The 21,444-nt window shown below is 70.0% G+C and carries 15 protein-coding genes; 12 read left to right on the forward strand and 3 right to left on the reverse strand.

What is annotated here, in order from left to right; all coding sequences use genetic code 11:
* Position 1 precedes the first annotated feature (1 nt).
* Positions 2–3,511, reverse strand: coding sequence for a PAS domain S-box protein (locus ROZ00_09175; protein MDT3736383.1), 3,510 nt, complete (start codon positions 3,509–3,511; stop codon positions 2–4).
* Positions 3,512–3,763: 252 nt separating this feature from the next.
* Here ROZ00_09175 and ROZ00_09180 point away from each other — a divergent pair, with 252 nt between their 5' ends.
* The 5 genes from ROZ00_09180 (at position 3,764) to ROZ00_09200 (ending at position 9,636) form a co-directional block, all read left to right on the forward strand.
* Positions 3,764–5,254, forward strand: a complete 1,491-nt coding sequence (locus tag ROZ00_09180) for a DEAD/DEAH box helicase (protein ID MDT3736384.1) — start codon at positions 3,764–3,766, stop codon at positions 5,252–5,254.
* Positions 5,255–5,289: 35 nt separating this feature from the next.
* Positions 5,290–6,033: a ferredoxin--NADP reductase gene (locus ROZ00_09185; protein MDT3736385.1), complete on the forward strand. Its 744-nt coding sequence runs from the start codon at positions 5,290–5,292 to the stop codon at positions 6,031–6,033.
* A 16-nt stretch (positions 6,034–6,049) separates the two neighbouring features.
* On the forward strand, positions 6,050–6,895 hold the full coding sequence (locus ROZ00_09190) for a fumarylacetoacetate hydrolase family protein (GenBank protein MDT3736386.1): 846 nt from the start codon (positions 6,050–6,052) through the stop codon (positions 6,893–6,895).
* An 11-nt stretch (positions 6,896–6,906) separates the two neighbouring features.
* A complete protein-coding gene (locus ROZ00_09195; GenBank protein MDT3736387.1) occupies positions 6,907–7,383 on the forward strand; it encodes a hypothetical protein in 477 nt (158 codons plus the stop codon).
* A gap of 84 nt (positions 7,384–7,467) precedes the next feature.
* Entirely contained in the window at positions 7,468–9,636 is a 2,169-nt protein-coding gene (locus tag ROZ00_09200; protein ID MDT3736388.1) for an ATP-binding protein, read from the forward strand.
* A gap of 10 nt (positions 9,637–9,646) precedes the next feature.
* On the opposite strand, the gene ROZ00_09205 is transcribed toward ROZ00_09200, so the two are convergent.
* Together ROZ00_09205 and ROZ00_09210 are read right to left on the reverse strand one after the other, a co-directional pair.
* Complete coding sequence (locus ROZ00_09205) at positions 9,647–10,663, reverse strand: cobalamin-dependent protein (GenBank protein MDT3736389.1); 1,017 nt, start codon at positions 10,661–10,663, stop codon at positions 9,647–9,649.
* Positions 10,664–10,745: 82 nt separating this feature from the next.
* On the reverse strand, positions 10,746–11,102 hold the full coding sequence (locus ROZ00_09210; protein ID MDT3736390.1) for a response regulator: 357 nt from the start codon (positions 11,100–11,102) through the stop codon (positions 10,746–10,748).
* A 164-nt stretch (positions 11,103–11,266) separates the two neighbouring features.
* On the opposite strand from ROZ00_09210, the gene ROZ00_09215 reads away from it, so the two are divergent.
* The 7 genes from ROZ00_09215 to ROZ00_09245 all read left to right on the forward strand — a co-directional run bounded on the left by ROZ00_09215 (position 11,267) and on the right by ROZ00_09245 (position 21,417).
* Positions 11,267–12,388 carry a sensor histidine kinase gene (locus ROZ00_09215; protein ID MDT3736391.1) on the forward strand — a complete coding sequence of 374 codons (1,122 nt, stop codon included), beginning with the start codon at positions 11,267–11,269 and terminating at the stop codon, positions 12,386–12,388.
* Positions 12,385–13,026 (forward strand): response regulator transcription factor, encoded by a 642-nt coding sequence (locus ROZ00_09220; protein MDT3736392.1) that lies wholly within the window; start codon positions 12,385–12,387, stop codon positions 13,024–13,026. Before ROZ00_09215 ends, ROZ00_09220 begins: the two co-directional genes overlap by 4 nt.
* Positions 13,027–13,164: 138 nt before the next feature.
* Positions 13,165–14,970, forward strand: a complete 1,806-nt coding sequence (locus ROZ00_09225) for a response regulator (protein MDT3736393.1) — start codon at positions 13,165–13,167, stop codon at positions 14,968–14,970.
* A 103-nt stretch (positions 14,971–15,073) separates the two neighbouring features.
* Complete coding sequence (locus ROZ00_09230; GenBank protein ID MDT3736394.1) at positions 15,074–15,451, forward strand: response regulator; 378 nt, start codon at positions 15,074–15,076, stop codon at positions 15,449–15,451.
* Positions 15,448–18,111: an EAL domain-containing protein gene (locus tag ROZ00_09235; protein MDT3736395.1), complete on the forward strand. Its 2,664-nt coding sequence runs from the start codon at positions 15,448–15,450 to the stop codon at positions 18,109–18,111. Before ROZ00_09230 ends, ROZ00_09235 begins: the two co-directional genes overlap by 4 nt.
* 56 nt (positions 18,112–18,167) lie before the next feature.
* Positions 18,168–20,570, forward strand: a complete 2,403-nt coding sequence (locus ROZ00_09240) for a PAS domain S-box protein (protein MDT3736396.1) — start codon at positions 18,168–18,170, stop codon at positions 20,568–20,570.
* 1 nt (position 20,571) lies between these two features.
* On the forward strand, positions 20,572–21,417 hold the full coding sequence (locus ROZ00_09245) for a hypothetical protein (GenBank protein MDT3736397.1): 846 nt from the start codon (positions 20,572–20,574) through the stop codon (positions 21,415–21,417).
* Positions 21,418–21,444 lie beyond the last annotated feature (27 nt).

Below are 21,444 nucleotides of genomic sequence, written 5' to 3' on the forward strand. Positions count from 1 at the left end.
GCTACCTCGGCAAGGTGACGTCGAAGCGGGAGCCCTTTCCCGGCGCGCTGCTGACCTCGATGCGGCCGCCGTGCAGGTCGACCGCCTTCTTGACGATGGCCAGGCCGAGGCCGGTGCCCGGCAGCGTACCGACGTTCTTCGCCCGATGGAAGGGTTCGAACAGGTGCGGGAGGTCCTCGTCCGGGATGCCGATGCCGCTGTCGGTCACCGTGAAGCGCAGCTGCGCCTCGTCGGCGCGCACCGCCAGCGCAACCGTGCCGCCATTCGGCGAATACTTCAGGCCGTTGGAGAGCAGGTTGCCGAGGATGAAGCGCGCCAGCTTCTCGTCGAGCAGCGCCTGGATGCCGTCGGCAGACATGTCGAAGACGATGCGGTCGCCGCGGCGCCCCTCGGCTTCCTCGGCGCGGACCGTCTCCCGGATCACCTTCGCGCAGAAGTCGCGCACGTCGAGCGGGGCGGGGTTGCATTCCAGGCGGTCGGCCTCCGCCTTGCCGATCACCAGGACGTCGTCCATCATCCGCGTCATGCGGCGCACCGCGCTCTCGACGGCATCGATCAGCTCGGCCCGCTCCGCCTCCGGCAGCTTGCCGCCGTAGTACTTCAGCAGCTCGGCCGAGGAGAGGATGGTCGCGAGCGGCGTGCGGAATTCGTGCGAGGTCATCGAGACGAAGCGCGACTTCAGGTAGTTGAGCTCCTTCTGCTTCTCCAGCGCGGCGCGGATCTCCTCCTCCGCCTGCTTGCGCGCCGTGATGTCCACGATGGTCCAGATCGAGCCGGCCCGCGGATTGTCCGGATCGATGTTGCGCCCCAGGGTCTGCGCCCAGAAGGACGTGCCGTCCCGCCGCACCATCTGCCACTCCACCGAGAACGGCTCGCCGCGCGCCATCACGGCATACCCTTGCTCGCCGAATTCCCGCCAGCTTTTCTCGTTCGGAAAAAGGATGCGCGAGGACTGGCCGATCAGCTCGTCCTGCCGGTAGCCGAGCATGTCGGCGAAGGCGCGGTTGACCCACACGTAGCGCCGCTCGCGCGAATAGATGATGCCGACCAGCGCGCTCTGCAGGATCAGCTCGCGCTCGGCCGAGGTGCGCTTGAGCTCGTCCTCCAGCCGCCTGCGCTGGTCGATGTCCACGATGGCCCACACCGTGCCCTGCGACAGGTCGCTGGAATTCACGGCCTTGCCCGACAGCTGCGCCCAGAACAGTCGGCCGTCGGCGCGCCGCATGAGCAGCTCCGCCTCGTAGTGCCTCCCCGCCAGCACTGCCGCCGATACGGCGGCGCCGGTTTCCATGTAGGCTTCCCGCGAGAAATAGTACGGCTCGAGCGAGATCCCCAGGATCCTTTCCGTGTCGACGCCGAAGATCTGTCCCATGGCCTTGTTGGCCCAGCGCAGCCGTCCCTTCGGGTCGAGGAGCGCGATGCCGACGATCGAGCGCTCGAGGATGGTCTCGCGCTCGGCCAGGGTCTGCTTCAGGCTTTCTTCCAGCCGGCGGCGTTCGGTGACGTCGTGGATGAAGGACAGGGTGGCCCGCTTCCCCTGCCATTGGACCTGGACGGTGTTGCCCTCCACCCAGACGGTCTTGCCGCTCGGCGTGCGGATGCGAAAGCCGATGACCGCCTTGCCGCCCTCAGGCTCGTCGACCAGCCTGACGGCATGGGCGCGCATCGTGGCGGCATCGTCCTCATGCACCAGGTCGAGGAAGCTGCCCATGCGCAGCAGTTCCTCCTCGCCGCATTCCAGCATCCGGCACAGCGCCTTGTTGGCCAGCATCACGCGATTGCCGTGGACGATGGTGATGCCGACCGGGGAGTTCTCGATGACGTGCCGATAGTTTTCTTCCGAGCGGCGCAGATCGTCCTCGGCCCGCTTGCGCTCGGTGATGTCGATGAGGAAGGAGAGCACCGCCGGCTGGCCCTCCCACTCGACGTCGACGCCGCTGAACTCGATCCAGACGATCTCGCCGTTGGCGCGGAGCAGTCGGAACACCTCGTGCGACGGCACCGGCTCGCCGCGACGGCGCCGCCGATGGCGGTCGACCAGCACCGGGCGGTCGTCGGCATGGATGTAGTCCAGCAGGGGCTTGCCGACCAGCTCCGCCTCGCCGCGGCCGGTCAGCTCGGCGATGCGCGGATTGACGAAGCGCAGGATGCCGTCCTGCGAGATGAGGATGCCCTCGCTGGCATGGTCGACAAGAAGGCGATAGCGCTCCTCGGAATGGCGCAGGGCCTCGTCGGTCTTGCGCCGCTCTGTCTGGTCGCCGAGGAAGGCCAGCGTGGCCGGCTCGCCGTTCCAGAGGATGCGCACCGCGCTCGACTCGACCCAGACGTGGCTGCCGTCGCGGCGCATGACGCGGAACTGCGTGTAGCGCTCGGCTTCCTCCCCGCGCATGCGCCGGCCGTAGCGGTCGGCGACCCGCGCGACGTCCTCCGGGTGGAGCAACTGGACGAACGGCCTTGCGGTCAGCTCCGCCACCGTGAAGCCGGTCAGCTCCTCGGCGCGCGGATTGGCGAAGACCAGGCGGTTGCCCTGGGCGATGATGATGGTCTCTGAAACGTTGTCGATGACCGTGCGGTAATGCTCCTCCGACTTGCGCAGGGCCTCGTCGGCGCGCTGCTGCTCGGTGACGTCCGCCACCGAGACGAGCGTGGCGGGTTTGCCCTGCCAGACGATGTCCGCGCGGCTGACGCGGACCCACGCCGCCGCGCCGCCCGGCGCGTCGATGCGCAGGGGCCGGGCAAGGTCGGTCCGCTCGTCGATGCTGACGAAATCGCCCAGCGCTGCGCCGACGATCTGCTCCGGCGTACGCCCGACCATCGCCGCCGCGGCGGCATTGGCATAGCGGATCGCGCCTTCCTGGATGATGACCACCCCCTCGGCCAGTGCGTCGATGGCGAGCGAGCGCCATTCAAGTTGCCAGCGGTACTCATAGATACGCCGCAGCAGGCGGTCGATCATGACGTGGCCGACGATGGTGATCAGCCCGGCTGGCACGATGAGGGCGTTGAGCTTGAGGAGGTCCATCTGCGGCAGCAGGCCGAGTGGACCGGCCAGCAGGCTGGGGAAGGCCGCCACGGCGAGGTTGCCGAGCACGTTGTCGCGCAACCGCAGGATGAAGCTCAACAGCGGCGGCACGATGAACCAGAACATGAAGCCGCCGATGCCATAGGCGGCGCCGCCGTCCAGCCGCGCCAGGATCCACAGGAACACCACCTGCAGCCAGAGCACGCCGCCGTAGAACACCAGCGGCAGCAGGCGCCGCATGCCCGCCAGAACGGCCAGCGGGTAGGGCAGGAACGAGAGTGAGAGGAGGATGCGCAGCCAGAAGGTGTCCGGTGCGTGAAGCGGATCGATGGCCCAGTCCCACAGCCACAGCGAGAAGACGAGAAAGGCCCCGGCGAAGGCGATCATCGCCGTCGGCCGGCGGAAGTCCGCCTGCTTGAGACGCTGGAATTCCGCTTCGTCGAGCCTGCCGCGCGGCGAAGCCGGAATCATCCGCTGTAGATCGGTCATGCCCATGTCGAAACCTGCCGCCGTACCCGCGCCACACTGGGAAAAACCGAGTTTACCTGCTATTCGGCACGTTATGCCATCGGCCTTGAAACGGCTGGCACGGCCGTTTGGGCTATAATGGCTGCGGTTTGCCCGTTCGCCGGTTAGCGCCTGCAAACCTGTCCGGTCGATCCCGACCAAGATTCAATCGAAACCCCTCGTGTCCTGAACCGGTACGCTGAGCGATCAGCGCAGGCCGATTCAGGAGCACCTATGACTTTCGAAGAACTCGGGCTGCTGCCCGAACTGCTCAAGGCGGTGGCCGATGCCGGCTACACCGAGCCCACCCCCATCCAGGCCCAGGCCATCCCCGTCGTGCTCGCCGGCAAGGACGTCATGGGCGGCGCCCAGACCGGCACCGGCAAGACCGCCGGCTTCGTCCTGCCGCTGCTGCAGCGCCTCGCCCGCCACGCCAGCACCAGCCCGTCGCCGGCCCGCCATCCGGTGCGCGCGCTGATCCTCACGCCGACGCGCGAGCTGGCCATGCAGGTGCACGAGAGCGTGCAGACCTACGGCAAGTACATCCCGCTGCGCGACCTGGTCGTCTACGGCGGCGTGGACATCAAGCCGCAGACCGAGGCGCTGCGCCGCGGCGTCGAGATCGTCGTCGCCACGCCGGGGCGCCTGCTCGACCACGTACAGCAGAAGAGCGTCAACTTCAACAGCGTCGAGGTGCTGGTGCTGGACGAAGCCGACCGCATGCTCGACATGGGCTTCATCCCCGACATCAAGCGCATCCTCGCCATGCTGCCGAAGGAGCGCCAGAGCCTGCTCTTCTCGGCCACCTTCTCCGAGGAAATCAAGAAGCTCGCCGACACCATGCTGAAGGCGCCGGTGCTGATCGAGGTGGCGCGCCGCAACGCCGTCACCGAGACGGTGACGCACCGCATGCACCCGGTGGACCAGGACAACAAGCGGCAGCTGCTCGCGCACCTGCTGAAGACCAGCAGCCTGAAGCAGGTGCTGGTCTTCGTCGGCACCAAGTTCGGCGCCAGCCGCCTCGCCCACTACCTCGAGAAGCAGGGCATCGAGGCCACCGCGATCCACGGCGACAAGAGCCAGCAGCAGCGCACCGAAGCGCTGGACGATTTCAAGAGCGGCAAGGCGCGCGTGCTGGTCGCCACCGACGTCGCCGCGCGCGGCCTCGACATCGACGACCTGCCGCACGTCATCAACTTCGAGCTGCCGCACGTGCCGGAAGACTATGTGCACCGCATCGGCCGCACCGGCCGCGCCGGCAAGGAAGGCGACGCCACCTCGCTGGTCTGCGCCGAGGAGCGCGGCAAGCTGGCCGAGATCGAGAAGCTCATCAAGCGCCCGATCGAGCAGGTGGTCGTGCCCGGCTTCGAGCCGGGGTCGGACTTCTCCGGACCGGTCGAAAAAGGACGCCGCGGCCGCGGCGGACGCCCCGAGAAGGGCGAAGGCCGCGAGAAGAGCGAGGTCAGCCGCGAGAAACCCCCCGCTCCGCGCCGCGAGCCGCGCGGCCGCGACGAAGGACGCGAGCGGCGCGAGCCGCGCCGCGTCGAGCCGGCCAAGGCGAAGCTGCCCAAGCTGGACTTCGACCCGAGCAAACCCTACGAATCGCGCGGCAGCAGCGAGGATGCGGCGGCACCGGAGCCGAAGCGATCGCACCACCGGCCCAAGCGCCCGGTGCCGGCGCTGCTGGGCGGCTTGCCCAAGCCCGAGCCGGAAACCGAGAAGTAAAAGTCAGCCGGCGCAGCACGCCGACCGGAGGCCGCATGGCGCAGTGGATCGAAGGACAAGTCGTCGAGCGCATCGACTGGACCGATCGCCTGCACTCCCTGCGCATCGAGGCGGCCATCGAGCCCTTCCGTGCCGGCCAGTTCACCAAGCTCGGCCTGCAGATCGGCGACGAGGTCGTCGGCCGCCCCTACTCCATCGTCAGCGCGCCGGGCGACCCCGTGCTCGAGTTCTATTTCTCGACGGTGCCGGAAGGCCCGCTCTCGCCGCGCCTGTCCGAACTGAAGGCCGGCGACAGCATCCAGGTGGCGCCGAAGCCGAACGGCTTCCTCGTCCTCGACGAGGTGCCGCCGGCGATCCACCTCTGGCTGGTGTCGACCGGCACCGGCATCGGTCCCTTCCTCTCCATCCTGAAAACGCCCGATCCCTGGCAGCGCTTCCAGCGCGTCGTGCTGGTGCACGCCGCCCGCACGGCGGACGAGCTCACCTACCGCCGCGCCATCTCCCGCGTCATGGAGGCCGAGCCGAAGCGCTTCGCCTACATTCCCTTCCTCAGCCGCGAGAGCGCCGACTATGCGCTCGCCGGCCGCATCCCGCAGGCCATCGCCGACGGCCGCCTCGAAGCGCGCGCCGGCCTCGGCCTCGATGCGACCCTCGCCCACGTCATGCTCTGCGGCAACCCGGCCATGGTCGAGGACGCGACGGCGGCGCTCGCCGCGCGCGGCTTCCGCAAGCACAGGCGCAAGGAGCCGGGACAGATCAGCATGGAAACCTACTGGTAATTCCCGGGAGGGCACGATGAAACTCGTACGCTACGGCACGGAGGGCCGCGAAAAGCCCGGCCTCATCGATGGCGAGGGCCGGCTGCGCGACCTGTCGGTCGCCATCGCCACCATCGACCAGCTCACCCTCTCGCCGCAGGGGCTGAACAGCCTGCGCAGCATCGCGCCGGAATCGCTGCCGCGCGTGAAAGGCAATCCGCGCCTCGGCGTGCCGTTCACCGGCATCAGCAAGATCGTCGGCGTCGGCCTCAACTACCGCGACCACGCGAAGGAGGCCGGCATGCCGATCCCGGCCGAGCCGATCCTCTTCATGAAGGCCACCACCTGCATCAACGGGCCATTCGATCCGCTCGTGCTGCCGCCCGGCTCGACGAAGGCCGACTGGGAAGTCGAGCTCGCCATCGTCATCGGCACGGTCGCGCGGCACGTGCCCGTCGAGCGCGCGCTCGAGCACGTCGCCGGCTACTGCGTCGCCAACGACGTCTCCGAGCGCGAGTACCAGCTCGAGCGCGGCACGCAGTGGGACAAGGGCAAGGGCTGCGACACCTTCGGCCCGCTCGGGCCGTGGCTGGTCACCGCCGACGAGATCACCGACCCGCAGGAGCTGCACCTCTGGCTGGAACTCAACGGCCAGCGCGTGCAGGACGGCCACACTTCGAACATGGTGTTCGGCTGCGCCGAGCTGGTCAGCTACACCAGCCGCTTCATGACGCTGCTGCCCGGCGACGTCATCGTCACCGGCACCCCGCCCGGCGTCGGCCTCGGCATGAAGCCGCCGCGCTACCTGAAGGCCGGCGACCGGCTGCGCCTGGGAGTGGACGGCCTCGGCGTGCAGGAACAGCCCGTCGTCGCCGCGCGCTGAAGATCGCCGGCATGCGCGCGGTCTGGCTTCTCGGCGCCGCCGTGCTCCTGCTCTTCGCCGCCCTCGCCGCCTATCTGGCTCCGCTCCAGCCCGGCATCCTGCAGCTGCAACTCGCCTTCACGCCGCGCGCCTTCGGCACGGTGATCCACCTCTGGTCCGCCGAGGACCTGGCCCGCTACCGCGCCCATTTCCCCTGGGACTTCCTGCTGCTCGCCGGCTACGCCGCCTTCGGCCGGCTGTTCGTGCGGCGCGCGCCGCTGTTCGCCGGCCGCGCGCCGGCGGCCCGCGCCGTCATGGCGTGGCTGCTCCCCGCCGCCGCGCTGTGCGACGCGACCGAGAACGCCTTCCACCTCTGGCTGACGGCGGCGCCGCGCTTCGGCATGGCGCCGATCTACGCCCTCTCCGCCCTCGGCGCCGCCGCCAAGTGGGCGCTGCTGTTCGCCTTCGCGATCGCCGTCCTGCATGCCCTGGCAAAGCGAAGCGATTAACCCCGGAAGCGGCATAGGCTTTATTTGACAGCCCCTCCGTAAGGCGCCTAGGATGGGCCGCCGAAATCCATTTCGCATGCCGCCATGCCAGCTTCGATCCGGGGCCATCTGGCCTTGCTGCTGATCGCGCTTTCCATCCCGCTGGTGGCGCTGCTCGGCTACAACATCTACAGCGACATGCAGGATGCCGTCAGCCGAGCCAAGACCTCGCTGCGCATCCTCGCCACCACGATGGCCACCAACGCCGGACGCAAGGTCGCCGAGACGCGCGAAACGCTCGCCCGCCTGGCCGCCCGCCCCCTCGTCAAGGCGGCCGACGCAAATCGCTGCGACGAGGTGTTGAAGGAGCTGCACTCGCTGAGTCCCGGCTATTCCAACATCGTCTACACGGATGTGCGCGGCCGCACGCTGTGCTCGGCCCGGCCCCAGCCGGGCGGGCGGACGGTCGACGTCGGCGGCACCGACTGGTTCCGCAAGGCGGCACGGTTGCAGCGCTTCAGCATCGGCACGCCGCACGTCGGCCCCATCACCGGCAAGTGGGTAACCGTCTTCAGCCTGCCGATCCGCGACGACGCCGGCAACATGGTGGGCCTCATCCACCTGCCGCTCGACCTGAACGCCTACGACCCCGGCATCCCCGTGCGCCACCTGCCCGAAGACAGCCGCTACGGTTTCTTCGACGCGGACGGAATCATGATCTGGCGCAACGCGGACCCCGAGAAGGTGATCGGCACCAGGCCGGATGCCGATGCGGCGCGCCGCATCGTCGAAGTGCGCGACGGCGAATTCGAGGCCCTGGCGGTCGACGGCGTCGTCCGCTTCTTTTCCGTGGTGACGGTGCCGGAGGCCGGCTGGGTCGCCTTCATCGGCGTGCCGCGCGACTCGATCTACGCCCAGGCCCGGGAAAAGGCCCTCGTCGGCGCACTCGTCAGCCTGCTCGGGCTGGCCGTCCTGATCGTGCTGATGCTGGCGATTGCCCGCCGCATCGGCCGGCCGGTGCATTCCCTCGTGACCGCCGTGCGCGCAGTGGGCGCCGGCGACCTCGGCGTGCGCGCGGCTCCCTCCGGCCCCGCCGAACTGCGCGAAGTGGCCGCCGAATTCAACGCCATGGTCGACGCCCGGCTGCGCAGCGAGTCCCTGTTCCGCGAAGTCACGGAATCGATCCGCGAGGCCTTCTGGATCGTCACGCCCGACTGGCGCACGGTGAAGTACATCAGCCCGGCCTACGAGAAAATCTGGGGCGAGCCGGTCGAACTGCTCTACCGGGACGGCCTGCGCTGGCTGGCGGCGGTGCCGGAAAAATTCCGCGCCGACCTGCGTGCGGCAATCCCGAAGCCGGAAGGCCATTCAAGCTGCGAAGTCGTGCAGTTTCCCGACTACCCGATCCTGCGGCCGGACGGCACGCAGCGCTGGATCGCCTCGCGCGCCTACCCCGTGCGCGATGACGCCGGCCGCGTACTGCACTTCGCCGGCATCTCCGAGGACATCACGGAACGCAAGCGCGCCGAGGCCGAGCTGGAAGGCTACCGCCACAAGCTCGAGGACCTGGTGGGCGAGCGCACCGCCGCCCTCGAACTGGCCCTGCGCGAGCAGGAGGCGTTCTCGTACTCGGTGTCGCACGACCTGCGCGCGCCGCTGCGCGCCATCAACGGCTTCGCCGGAATCCTGCTCGAGGACGAGCGGCCGCGCCTGAGCGAGGACGGCAGGACGCTGCTCGACCGCATCGCGCACAACGCCGCCCGCATGGGCGAGCTCATCGACGACATCCTCGCGTACTCGCGCAGCACCCGCCAGGAGATGGAACAGCAGGACGTCGACTTCGATGCGCTGGCCCGCAAGGTGGCCGGCGAACTGGGCGCCGAGCATCCCAACGCCGAAATCGCCATCGGGCCGCTGCCCGTGGTGCGCGGCGACCCGACCATGCTCGCCCAGGTGATGCAGAACCTGATCGGCAACGCGCTGAAATTTTCCGCCGGGCGCGAACGGCCCCGGATCGAGATCGGCATGCGCGAGGCCGGCGCCGAGCGGGTGTTCTTCGTCCGCGACAACGGCGCCGGCTTCGACATGCAGTACGCCGACAAGCTGTTCGGCATGTTCCAGCGCCTGCACCGCGAAAGTCAGTTCCCCGGCACCGGCGTCGGCCTGTCCATCGTCAGGCGCCTCATAGAACGCCATGGCGGGCGCATCTGGGCCGAGGCTGCGCCCGACCGCGGCGCGACCTTCAGTTTCACCTTGCCGGGTTCCCCCGCCTGAGGGCGGCAGCTCAGGCGCGGCGCGTCCCCTCGGCCGCCGCCAGCGCCTCCTGCGCATCGCCGGCCGCCAGGTCGGCGCCGACCCAGCGCCACGCATCGTGCAGGCTGTCGCTCGCCAGCCCGCCCAGCATCACGCGGATGCCGGCGCCGTCGGGCAGCTTCCGGAGGGCCTCGACCGCCGCGCGCGCCGCAGGCAACTGCGTCGTCATGGAAACCGACAGGCCGACCAGCTCCGGCCCGAGGGCTTGCACCATGCCGGGCAGCGACGCGGTCGGCACGTCGGCGCCGAGGTTGAAGGCGGTCCAGCCCTCGATCTCGAAGGCATCGGCGAGCGTGCGCATGCCGAGCGCGTGGCGGTTGCCCTCGACGCAGGCGAACAGCGCACTGCGCCGGCGACGCGGTTTCCGCGGAGCATGGGTGAAAGCGTCATCCACCGCGCGGTGGGCGGTTTCGGTGGCCAGATGCTCCTGCGCCACGCTGATGCGCCCTGCCTGCCACCACCAGCCGATGCGCCGCATCGCCGGCCGCACGATGCGCGCCACCGCCTCCGGCAGCGAGGCCTCGCGCGATGCCGTCAGCAGCAGCTCCCGCGCGCGCGCGCCGTCTCCGGCCAGCAGCGTTTCGGCGAGCGTCTCCGCCGCCGGATCGAGTCCGGCCGGCTCCAGCGCGTAGTCGGGCACGTCCTCCTCGCCAGCGAGGACATGAAGGCCCGCCGCGATCAGATCGAGGACGGCCTGGCGGTTGTCTTCCGGCAGGGCTTGCCGGAAGAATGCAACGAGCAGTCGCAGCGAGCGCGCCAGCTCCTCCGCCGGCAGCCGGCGCGCCATGAGCAGGCGGCGCTGCCATTGCACGTACTGGCGGAAGGCCCGTGCGCTGCCGAGCGCCGATGCGGCCGACAGCTGCGCGACATGCATCAGGGCATCGCCGCGCCAGCGCGCACGGACCTCCGCCGCCGGATCGCCGGCCTCGGCCGCCAGCGCGGCGACGACATGATCGGCCGCTGCGGCGGCCCATTGCCGAAGCGTCATCGCGGCGTTCCCGATGCAGGCATGCGTCCGCCGCTCCGCGGCGGCCGACCGTTTATCCGGAAGGCAGACAAATCCGACGGACTCAGTGCAGGGCGCCGGCCAGCAGCTCCGGCAGCGCCTCGGCCAGCCGCGGCTTCTCGAGGCAGACATCCGCGTTGCGGCGCCGCAGCGCGCGGGCCGCCTCGCCTTCGTCGTCGAGCGTGAGGCAGACCAGCGTCGCCTCGGGCAGCAGCTGCCTGAGCAAGGGAATCACCGACCTGCCGTCGCGGGTCCGCAGTTCATGGTCGGCCAGCACGATGTCCGGCCGCATGGCGCGGGCGGCGCGGATGCCCGCCTCCGCACTGACGGCGGTGGACACGCGGCAGTCGCCGGCGTCCTCGGCGCAATGCCGGGCCGCTTCCAGGAAGGGGCGCGCCGCGTCGATGATCAGCAGTCTCATATTCTCGGGCTCCGGGAGAATCCTGATGGCATTCTGCCCATGGGCGGGCGGAGCCTGAATAGGTGTATTCCTGAAACGTCATCAGGAAATTCCCGATGGCCGCGCCGCCTGCGCGTGGAAATATTGGCGTATCATTTTTCGGTCACGACTCCCAGATCCGTGTCATGACCGATCCTGAAACGAGCCCGGCGGCGGCCAAGCCGCTGCGGGCCATCATCGTCGAGGACACCCCCGACGATGTCGCACTGCTGCTGCGGTCACTGCGGCGCGCCGGCTATGCGCCGGACTATGCCCGCGTGCAGACGGCCGAGGAGCTCGACGGGGCGCTGCGGGCGGGCAGTTGGGACATCGTCCTTTCGGACTACACCCTGCCCGATTTCTCCGGCCTGATGGCCCTGCACCAGGTTGCCGCCTTCGATCCCGACCTGCCCTTCATCATCGTCTCCGGCAACATCGGCGAGGACGTCGCCGTCGCGGCCATGAAGGCCGGCGCCCACGACTACCTGATCAAGGGCAACCTGACGCGCCTCGGCGCCGCCATCGAGCGCGAGCTGCGCGAAGCCGGCATGCGCCGCGCCCGGCGGCGCGACGAACTGGCGCTGCAGCACGCCCGGCTGCGCCTGCAGGCGCTCTCCAACCGCATGCTGGAGATGCAGGAAGCCGAGCGGCGCCACATCGCCCGCGAGCTGCACGACGAGATCGGCCAGTCTCTCACCGCCATCAAGCTCAACCTGGAGGCGCTCGCGCGCCGCATCGACGACGAAAAGGCGCGCGGGCTCACGGCGGAAATCGCCGGCGTCGCCGGCCAGGTGCTCGACCAGGTGCGCCGGCTCTCGCTCGACCTGCGCCCGCCGCAGCTCGACGACCTCGGCCTGCGCGCCGCCCTGCAATGGCTGGTCAAGCGGCACACGCGCGAGGACGGGCCGGCGATCGAGCTGACGGCGCCGGAGAGCCTGCCGCGCATCGGCAGCGCGGCCGAGACGGCCTGTTTCCGCGTCGCCCAGGAGGCGCTCACCAACATTCTGCGTCACGCCGAAGCGACCTCGGTGCACATCGAGCTGAAGGAGGATGGCGGCCAGTTTTGCCTCGACGTGCGCGACGACGGCCGCGGCTTCGACCTCGCCGCCGCCCGCGCTCGCGCGCTGGAGGGCGCCAGCCTCGGCCTGGTCGGCATGAACGAGCGCGTCGCGCTGGCCGGCGGCGAGATCCGCCTCGCCAGCCGCAGCGGCGGCGGCACCCACGTGCGCGCCTGCTTTCCGCTGCCGGCCGGAGCGGCGCGCCCATGAAGCCCCTGCGCCTGCTGCTCGCCGACGACCACACGCTGGTGCGCGCCGGCCTGCGCGCCCTGCTCGACGGCATGGACGGCGTCACGGTGGTCGCGGAGGCGGACAACGGCGAAGAGGCCGTCGCCCTCGCGCAGGCGCACGCGCCCGACGTGGTGCTGCTCGACATCACCATGCCCGGCCTCAACGGCCTGCAGGCGGCCGAGCGCATCCTGGCGCAGTCGCCGCCGCCCCGTGTCGTCATCCTCTCCATGCATGCCGCCGAGGAATACGTGAACCGCGCGCTCTCCCTTGGCGTGGCCGGCTACCTGCTGAAGGATGCCGCCACGCTCGAGCTGCAGGCGGCACTGGAGGCAGTGTCCGCCGGCCAGACCTATCTCTCCCCGCGCATCACCAGCCAGCTGCTCGAATCGCGCCAGAAGGCCGGCGAGGCGCCGAAGCCGGCGCTGACCGCGCGCCAACTCGAGGTGCTGCGCCTGCTGGCACTCGGCAAGAGCGTCAAGGAAATCGCCTACGACCTGCAGCTCTCGGCGAAGACGGTGGAGACCTACCGCGCCCAGATCATGGAGCGGCTCGACCTGCACGACCTCGCCAGCCTGGTGCGCTACGCCATCCGCAACGGGCTGGTCAGCGCCGACTAGGGTGCGGCAAAAGTCAGTTTCGGCGGGGCGGCGCCCGCGGACGGCATGATTGACCGCGCCACGCCGACGGAGTAGCTTGATCCGCGGTCCGTCTCGTGGCGGCGCGGCCCGAAGCGGGCAATTCACGGAGGTGCATCCATGACGCACGCCCTGATCGTCGACGACAGGCCGGAGAACCGCTACCTGCTGCGGGCGGTGCTGAAGGGCCATGGCTTCGAAACCGCCGAGGCGGAGAACGGCGCCGCGGCGCTGGCACTGGCGCAGCAGCGGACGCCGGACGTCATCATCAGCGACCTGCTGATGCCGGAGATGGACGGCTACGCCCTGCTGCGTGCATGGAAGGCCGACGCCGATCTCGCCCGCATCCCCTTCATCGTCTACACCGCCACCTACACCGACGCCAAGGACGAGCAACTGGCGCTCGACCTCGGTGCCGACGCCTTCATCCTCAAGCCGACCGAACCGAGCGTCTTTATGCGGCGCCTGCAAGAAGTGCTCGCGCAGGCGCGGACCGGCACCCTGCCGCCGGGCCGGCCTGCGCCAGACGAGGCGGACAGTCTGAAGCTCTACAATGAGGTGCTGGTCGGCAAGCTCGAGGAGAAGAGCGTCCAGCTCGAACAGCGCGTCGCCGAGCTGGCCGCCTCGGAGACGCTCATCATCCGGCTGTCCCGGCTGTATGCCGCCCTCAGCGAGACCAACCAGGCGATCGTCCATCTCGCCGACCGGCAGGCGCTGTTCGAGGCCGTCTGCCGCATCGCCGTCACGCGCGGCGGCCTCGACCTGGCCTGGATCGGGCTGCTCGATGCGCGCAGCGGCGAGATCGTCCCCGCTGCCCGGTACGGCGATTGCGAGCGGCTGTTCGCCAGCCTGCGACCCTTCGGCATCCGCGGCCCGCGCCGCGCCCCGGCGGAGTATGCCGTCGGCGAGGACCGCGTCCATCTCTGCAACGATCTGGAAGCGGCGCCCGAGCACGCCGCGATTCGCGGGGTCCTGCGCGAAGCGGGGCTGCGCGCCGCCGCCGCCGTGCCGCTGCGCCTCGACGGGCACGCCGTCGGCTCCCTGACCCTGTATTCGAGCGAAAGGAATTTCTTCGACGACCGGCTGATGGCCCTGGTCACGGAAATGGCCGCCGATCTCTCGTTCGCTCTGCATAACTACGAACGGGAGGCGCTGCGCCGCGAGGCCGAGGCGGAACTGCAGCGCGCCAATGCCGAGCTGGAGCAGCGCGTGGAAGCGCGCACGGCGGAACTGGCCGCGGCCAACCGCGAGCTGGAGGCCTTCGCCTATTCGGCCTCGCACGACCTGCGCGCGCCGCTGCGCAGCATCGAAGGCTTCGCCCGCATCCTGCTCGAGGACCACGCCGCCAGGCTGGACGAGGAGGGGCGCGAACACCTGGACCGCATCTGCCATGCGGCGCGCGGCATGAACGCGCTGATCGACGACCTGCTGGCCCTGTCGATGGCCGGCCGCCAGGAACTGCTGCCCGCCGAGGTCGACGTGAGCGCGCTCGCCGCGGACATCCTGGGCGAGTTGTTGCGCGTCGCGCCGGGGCACGCGGTAAGCACCCGGGTCGCCGCCGGTTGCACGGCGATGGGCGACCCGCGGCTGCTGCGCGTGCTGCTGCAGAACCTGCTGGGAAACGCCGTGAAATACACCGGCCGGCAGGCGGCCGCCCACATCGAGTTCGGCTGCACGGAAACCGGCGGAGACCGGGTCTTCCATGTCCGCGACGACGGCGCCGGCTTCGACCCGCAGCACGCGAAGCGCCTGTTCGAGCCCTTCCAGCGCTTTCACCGCGCGGAAGACTTCGAGGGCACCGGCATCGGCCTGGCCACGGCCGCCCGCATCGTCGCCCGCCACGGCGGCCGCATCTGGGCCGAAGCCGCGCCCGGCAAGGGCGCCGCCTTCTTCTTCACCTTGCCCCCGCCCGCGGCAGGGATTTGAGCGCACGGCATCGGGAATTTCCCGATGCCATCTCGGGAAATCGCCGATTCCGGTCGCCCTGCTGCGGGCGGATGATGCCTCCATCCCCAACAGCCGTGTTGCCATGAAAATCCTGGTGATCGATCCGAATCCGCTGTTCCGTCAGGCCAGCCGCAACTTCATCGCCGCCCTGCCGGAATGCGAGTGTCTTGTCGCCGCCTCGCTGCAGGACGCGCTCGACCAGGATGAAACGCGCCGGTCGGACATGATCCTGATCGACTATGCGCTCGGCCGGCGCGGCGCCGGCTGCGGAATGCACGCGCTGCGGACGCTGGCCCCCGCCGCGTGCATCGTCCTGCTGGCCGACGATGCCGCCGCCTACCGCGGCAGCAGCCTGGCGGCGGGCGCCGACGATTGCACCGGCAAGGACGCGCTCGGCAGAGAGCTGCCGCGGCTGCTCGCCGGCCTCGCCCGCCGCGGCGGGCAGGAGGCGCGGCCGTGAACGAGGCGATCGCGGCCGCACGACGCCCGCTGCGCGTGCTGCTCGTCGAGGACACCGCCGACGACGCCGTCCTGCTGATGCGCACCCTCGCCAAGGGCGGCTTCGCGCCGGAGCACATCCGCGTCGACACCGCCAAAGCGATGCGCGAGGCGCTCGACGCCGGCGCCTGGGACATCGTCATCTCCGATTACTCGCTGCCGGAGTTCAGCGCCTTCCAGGCGCTGGAGATGACCAAGCGGCACGATCCGGACCTGCCCTTCATCATCGTTTCCGGCAACATCGGCGAGGACGTCGCCGTCGGCGCCATGCGCGCCGGCGCCCAGGACTACCTGCTCAAGCACAACCTGAAGCGGCTGGCGCCGGCGGTGGCGCGCGAACTGGACGAAGCCGCCAGCCGCCGCAACCGTCTCGCCGCCGAACAGGCCCTGCGCGAGCAGCGCCATCGCCTCGACAGCATCCTGAACGCCCTCGGCGACATCGTCTGGTCGGTCAGCCTGCCCGACCTGCGTGTCGCGCACCTCAACCCGGCGGCTGAATTCATCCTCGGCCATCCGCTCGACAGCCTCAAACGCGGACTCAAGTTCTGGCACAGGAAAGTCATCCACCCCGGCGACCGCGACCGCATGCGCGGCTACCTCAGGAACACCCTGCGCAGCGGCGCCAACAGCGCCGAATACCGCATCGTGCGCCCCGACGGCACGATACGCTGGCTGTTCGACCGCTCGCGCGTGATCATGGATGAGCAGGGCCGCCCGATGCGCATCGACGGCGTCGCCAGCGACGTCACCCGGCACAAGGAAAGCCAGGCCCTGCTTTACCGCGCCGCCCACCATGACGCGCTGACCGGCCTGCCCAACCGCAAGCTGATGCAGGAGCGCCTGCGCCAGGGCCTGGCCCGCCACGACCGCGAGGGCGGCACGCTGGCGCTGATGCTGATCGACATCGACCGCTTCAAGACCATCAACGACAGCCTCGGCCACAAGGCCGGCGACAGCATGCTATGCCAGGTCGCCGAGCGCCTCGCCGGCAGCCTGCGCGAGGAGGACACCGTGGCCCGCCTCGGCGGGGACGAGTTCGTCGTCGTCCTGCCCGACGTCGCCGACGAAGCCGGCGCCGCCGCCGTGGTTCACAAGTTGACTGCCGCGCTGGTCCCGCCTATGAAGGTCGACGGGCGCACCATCCATTGCACCGCGAGTTTCGGCATCGCGCTCAGTCCGCGCGACGGCGAGGACGTCGAGTCGCTGCTGAAAAACGCCGACACCGCCATGTACGCCGCCAAGCGCGGCGGGCGCAACGCCCATCGCTTCTACGCGGCTGAGATGAACGCCGCCGCGGCCCGGCTGCTCGATCTGGAGAACGCCCTGCGCGGCGCGCTCGAGCGCCGCGAGTTCGAGGTGTACTACCAGCCGCAGGTGGACCTCGCCCGCGACGGCGCCGTCTGCGGCTTCGAGGCCCTGCTGCGCTGGCGCCATCCCGAGCGCGGCCTGATCCCGCCGGCCGAATTCATCCCGCTCGCCGAGGAAACCGGCCTCATCGTGCCCATCGGCGAATGGGTGCTCGGCGAAGCCTGCCGCCAGGCAAGAACCTGGATCGAGCGCTTCGACCCGGACCTGCGCGTCGCCGTGAACCTCTCCGCCCGCCAGTTCGCCCGGCCCGGCCTGGCCCAGACCGTCGCCGCCACGCTGGCGGCCTGCGGCCTGACGGCGCGCAACCTCGAGCTGGAACTGACCGAATCGATGATCATGGACGATCCCGACCAGTCCGGCCGCATCCTGGCCGAGCTCAAGGCGATGGGCATCACGCTGGCGGTCGACGATTTCGGCACCGGCTACTCGAGCCTGGCCTATCTGCGCCGCTTCCCCATCGATGTGCTGAAGATCGACCAGTCCTTCGTCAGCGACCTCGTTTCCAACCCGGACGACGCCGCCATCTGCGCCTCGATCATCGCCATGGCGCACTCGCTGCGCCTGAAGGTCGTCGCCGAGGGCGTCGAAAACGATGGCCAGCTCGGCTTCCTCGCCCAGCGCGGCTGCGACCATGCGCAGGGCTACCTGATCGGCAGGCCACTTCCGTCCGTCGACGCCACCACCCTGCTCGGCAAGGGCGGCACGTCCATCCGGCACGTGCGCGCCGCCGACGCGGGAATGCGCACCCTGCTGCTGGTCGACGACGACGCCTACATCCGCGCCGCCCTGCAGCGCCTGTTGCGCCCGGACGGCTACCGCATCCTCGCCGCCCGCGACGCCGCCGAGGCCTTCGACCTGCTGGCGGCGAACCGCGTCGGCGTGATCGTCGCCGACCAGCGCATGCCCGGCATGAGCGGGGCGGAGTTCCTCGGCCACGTCAAGGAGCTGCATCCCGACGTCGTGCGCATCATGCTCTCGGGCGGCACCGACCCCCAGTCGGTGATCGAGTCGATCAACGCCGGCGCGGTCTACCGCTACGTCACCAAGCCCTGGGACGACGAGCAACTGCGCGCCATCGTCCGCGAGGCCTTCGGCCGCGAAGCGCTGCAGCGCGAGAACACCCAGCTCAGCCTCCAGTACCGCAATGCGTGCGCCCGGCTGGCGGAACTGGAGGCGGCGCTGCAGGGCGATGCGGAACGCCCGTCGCGTCCGCGCGGCAAGACGAAAGTCAGTCTCGCCAGGACGGCGCCATGAACCGGCAGGCAAGAACGGCCAGGCGCGAGAGCGGACCGCCCGTCCGGACCGCCGATATGGTTGTTGAGAGCGCGCAGGGCGTGTTCCGCCAGGACGCCCGGGGCGTTTTCGTCCAGGTCGATGCGCGCGCCGCCGGCATGCTCGGCTACAGCGCGGACGAACTGACCGGCCTGCACTACAGCGTCCTGCATTTCGAGGACGGGCTGACGCGCGCGCAGCACAACTTCGCACAGCGCCTGGCCGGCAGCGCCGGCACCATCGAATACCGCCTGCGCCGCAAGGACGGCACGCCGGTGTGGGTCGCCGTCTCCTCGGTGCCGCATGTCGACGCGGCCGGCAACTGCATCGGCGTCACCGGCTTCCTGAGCGACATCGACCAGCGCCGGCGGCTGGAGAACCTGGCCGGGCAGGAGCGGCGCCTGCTGCGCCTGATCGCCGGCCATTGCCCGCTCAGCGCCGTGATGGAGGACCTTTGCATGACGCTGGCGGACGTCTCGCGCCATCCGCTGCAGGTCGCCGTGATGCTGGTCGACGGCCAGAACCTGACCTGCCTCGCCGCACCCGGTCTGCCGCCGCGCTATCGCGCCGAGCATGCAACCCTGCCCCTGGCGACCAGCGGCATGGCCTGTGCCGAAGCGGTGCGCAGCGGGCGCGTCGTCGTGGCGAACACCGCCGGGCCGGACGCCGCCCCGGAAACCGCCGCCTTGCGCCGCGACTACGGCGTCGGCGCGGTCTGGGCCTATCCGGTCGTGCAGGGCGGCGAAACCCTCGGCGCCCTGGTCCTGCTGCCGCGGGTGGCGGGCGAACCGGACGCCGAGGACGAGCGCACCATACGCTTCGCGCTCGAAGTGGCCCGCCTGGCGCTCGCCCACGAGCGCAAGGCCGAGGCCCTGCGACTGTCGGAACAGCGCTTCCGCGACTACGCGGAACTGTCGGCCGACTGGTACTGGGAGCAAGACGCCGAATTCCGCTTCACTTACATGTCGGGCGGGGTCTGCAACAAGGGCGGCTTCCGCGTCGCCGACAGCCTGGGAAAAACACGCTGGGAGCTGCCCATCGAGGGCGTCGATGCGGCGCAATGGGCCGCGCACCGCGCCCTGCTCGAACGCCAGGAGGTCTTCCGCGATTTCACCTACGTCATCCGTGTCCCCGGCGGATCGCCTCGCTGGTTTTCGGTGAGCGGCAAGCCGGTGTTCGGCGCGGGCGGCCGCTTCCAGGGCTACCGGGGCATCGGCCGCGACGTCACCGAGCGGGTGATCGCGCAGAACATCCTGGAAAGGACGCGGCACTGGCTCGAACAGGCCGTGAAGGCGGCCGGTATCGGGCTATGGGAACGCGATGTCGAAAGCTGGGACTTCCAGTTCACCTCCAACTGGAAGGCGCTGTTCGGCTACGCCGAAGGGGAAATCGGCAACTCCGCCGCGGACTTCGACCGTCTGATCCATCCCGACGACCTGACGCGCGTGCATGCGGCGGCCCGCGCCTATGCGGCCAATCCGCAGGGCGAATACCAGAACCGCTTCCGCATCCGGCACAAGGACGGCGCGTGGCGCTGGGTGCTCTCGCGCGGCAACCTCCTCGACGATCCGGTGAGCAAGCGCCGCACCTGGATGGGCTGCCACCTCGACATCACGGAGCAGATCCAGGCCGAGCAGCGGATCTCCGAGCTGGCCGCCACCCTGGAGGCGCGCGTGCGCGCCCGCACGGCGGCGCTGGAAGAAGCCAACCGCGAGCTCGATGCCTTCAACTTTTCCGTATCGCACGACTTGCGCACGCCGTTGCGCGCCATCGAAGGCTTCAGCCAGGCCCTGCTCGAGGACTGCCACGGCCGGCTCGACGCGACCGGACACGACCACCTGCGGCGCATCGTCGCCGCGACGGCGCGGATGGGCGAGCTGATCGAGGCGCTCTACGACCTGTCAGTGCTATCCCGCGCACCGCTTTACCTGCGCCCGGTGCGCCTCTCCGACATGGCGCGCGAACTGGTCGCCGAGCTGTGCGAGCGGGAGCCGGGGCGCACGATGGAAGCCGACATCGCAGAAACGCCCGCCGCCGAGGGCGACGCGCGGCTGCTGCGCCTCATGCTGGCCAACCTGCTCGGCAACGCCTGGAAGTACACGTCCAGGACGGCCCGCGGCCGCATCGCCTTCGGCGCCCGTACGGACGAGCGCGGCCGCTGCATCTACTTCGTGCGCGACAACGGCGCCGGCTTCGACATGCGCTTCGCCGACAAGCTGTTCCGCATGTTCCACCGCCTGCATCGCGAGGAGGAGTTCGGCGGACAGGGCGTCGGCCTCACCACGGCGCATCGCGTGGTCGCCCGGCACGGCGGCCGCATCTGGGCCGAGGCCGCGCCGGGATCGGGCGCGACATTCTTCTTCACGCTGTGGGATGAGGCCGACCTGCGCAGCGAAATGCTCCAGCCGGCGGACGACGGCTGGGCGCCACTGGAGGCATGACATGGACGACCCTGAACGCATCGACTGCGACATCGACCTGAAATCCTTGATCGCCGACATTCGCCCGACGCGCCTGGACGGCGTGCTGCGCGGGTTGCTCGGCGAGGATTTCCGCCTGTGCGACAACAACGGGGAGACGTTGCTGGGCGATCGCCGCGCGTCGCGCGGCGTGGACGGCGTCCCGCTGCAATATCGGCTTGATCGCGTCGGCACGCTGTCCGCACCGTCCGCCGCACCGGAAAACCTGCGTGCCGCCGCCGACTTCCTCGAACTGGTCTTCGAGGCGGGCGAACGCCTTGGCATGGCCGCCGGCCTGCATCTGCAGGCGGCACAGGAGGATTACCGGGCGCTGCTCGAACGGCATGCCGCGCTCGCCGGTGCCGAGGCGCACTATCGCGCGCTGGCCGGCGAGCTCGAAGCGCGCGTGCAGGTCCAGGTGGCGACCATCGAGCGCACCTGGAGCCAGCTCTACCAGGCCGAACGCCAGGCCGCCGGAATCGCGCAGGAACTCGACGCTCCGCTCGATCTCATCCTCTGCAATCTCGCCACGGCGCGCAGCTATCTGCGCCACTTCGTCCGGCTCGCCGGCCTGATCGGACAGTCCGATGCCGCCGCGCTGAAAGCGTACTGGCAGGAGCACGGGCTGGAGCATGCCCTGCGCGACTTCGCCGAACTCGTCGAAGCGTCGCTCGACAACGCCGAGCGGATGGCGCATGTCGTGACCGGCCTGAAGGACGACTCCCAGGCCGATGCCGCCACGGAAACCGACGCGGACCTGAACGAATGCCTGCACCAGCCCCCGGGCGCCGGCAGCGTTGCCTGGCCGGCGCCGTCCCGCCGGGACTGACTTTCCGACCGCAGCAATTGCAGCCGC

Source organism: Denitratisoma sp., from assembly GCA_032027165.1.
GTDB lineage: Bacteria > Pseudomonadota > Gammaproteobacteria > Burkholderiales > Rhodocyclaceae > Desulfobacillus.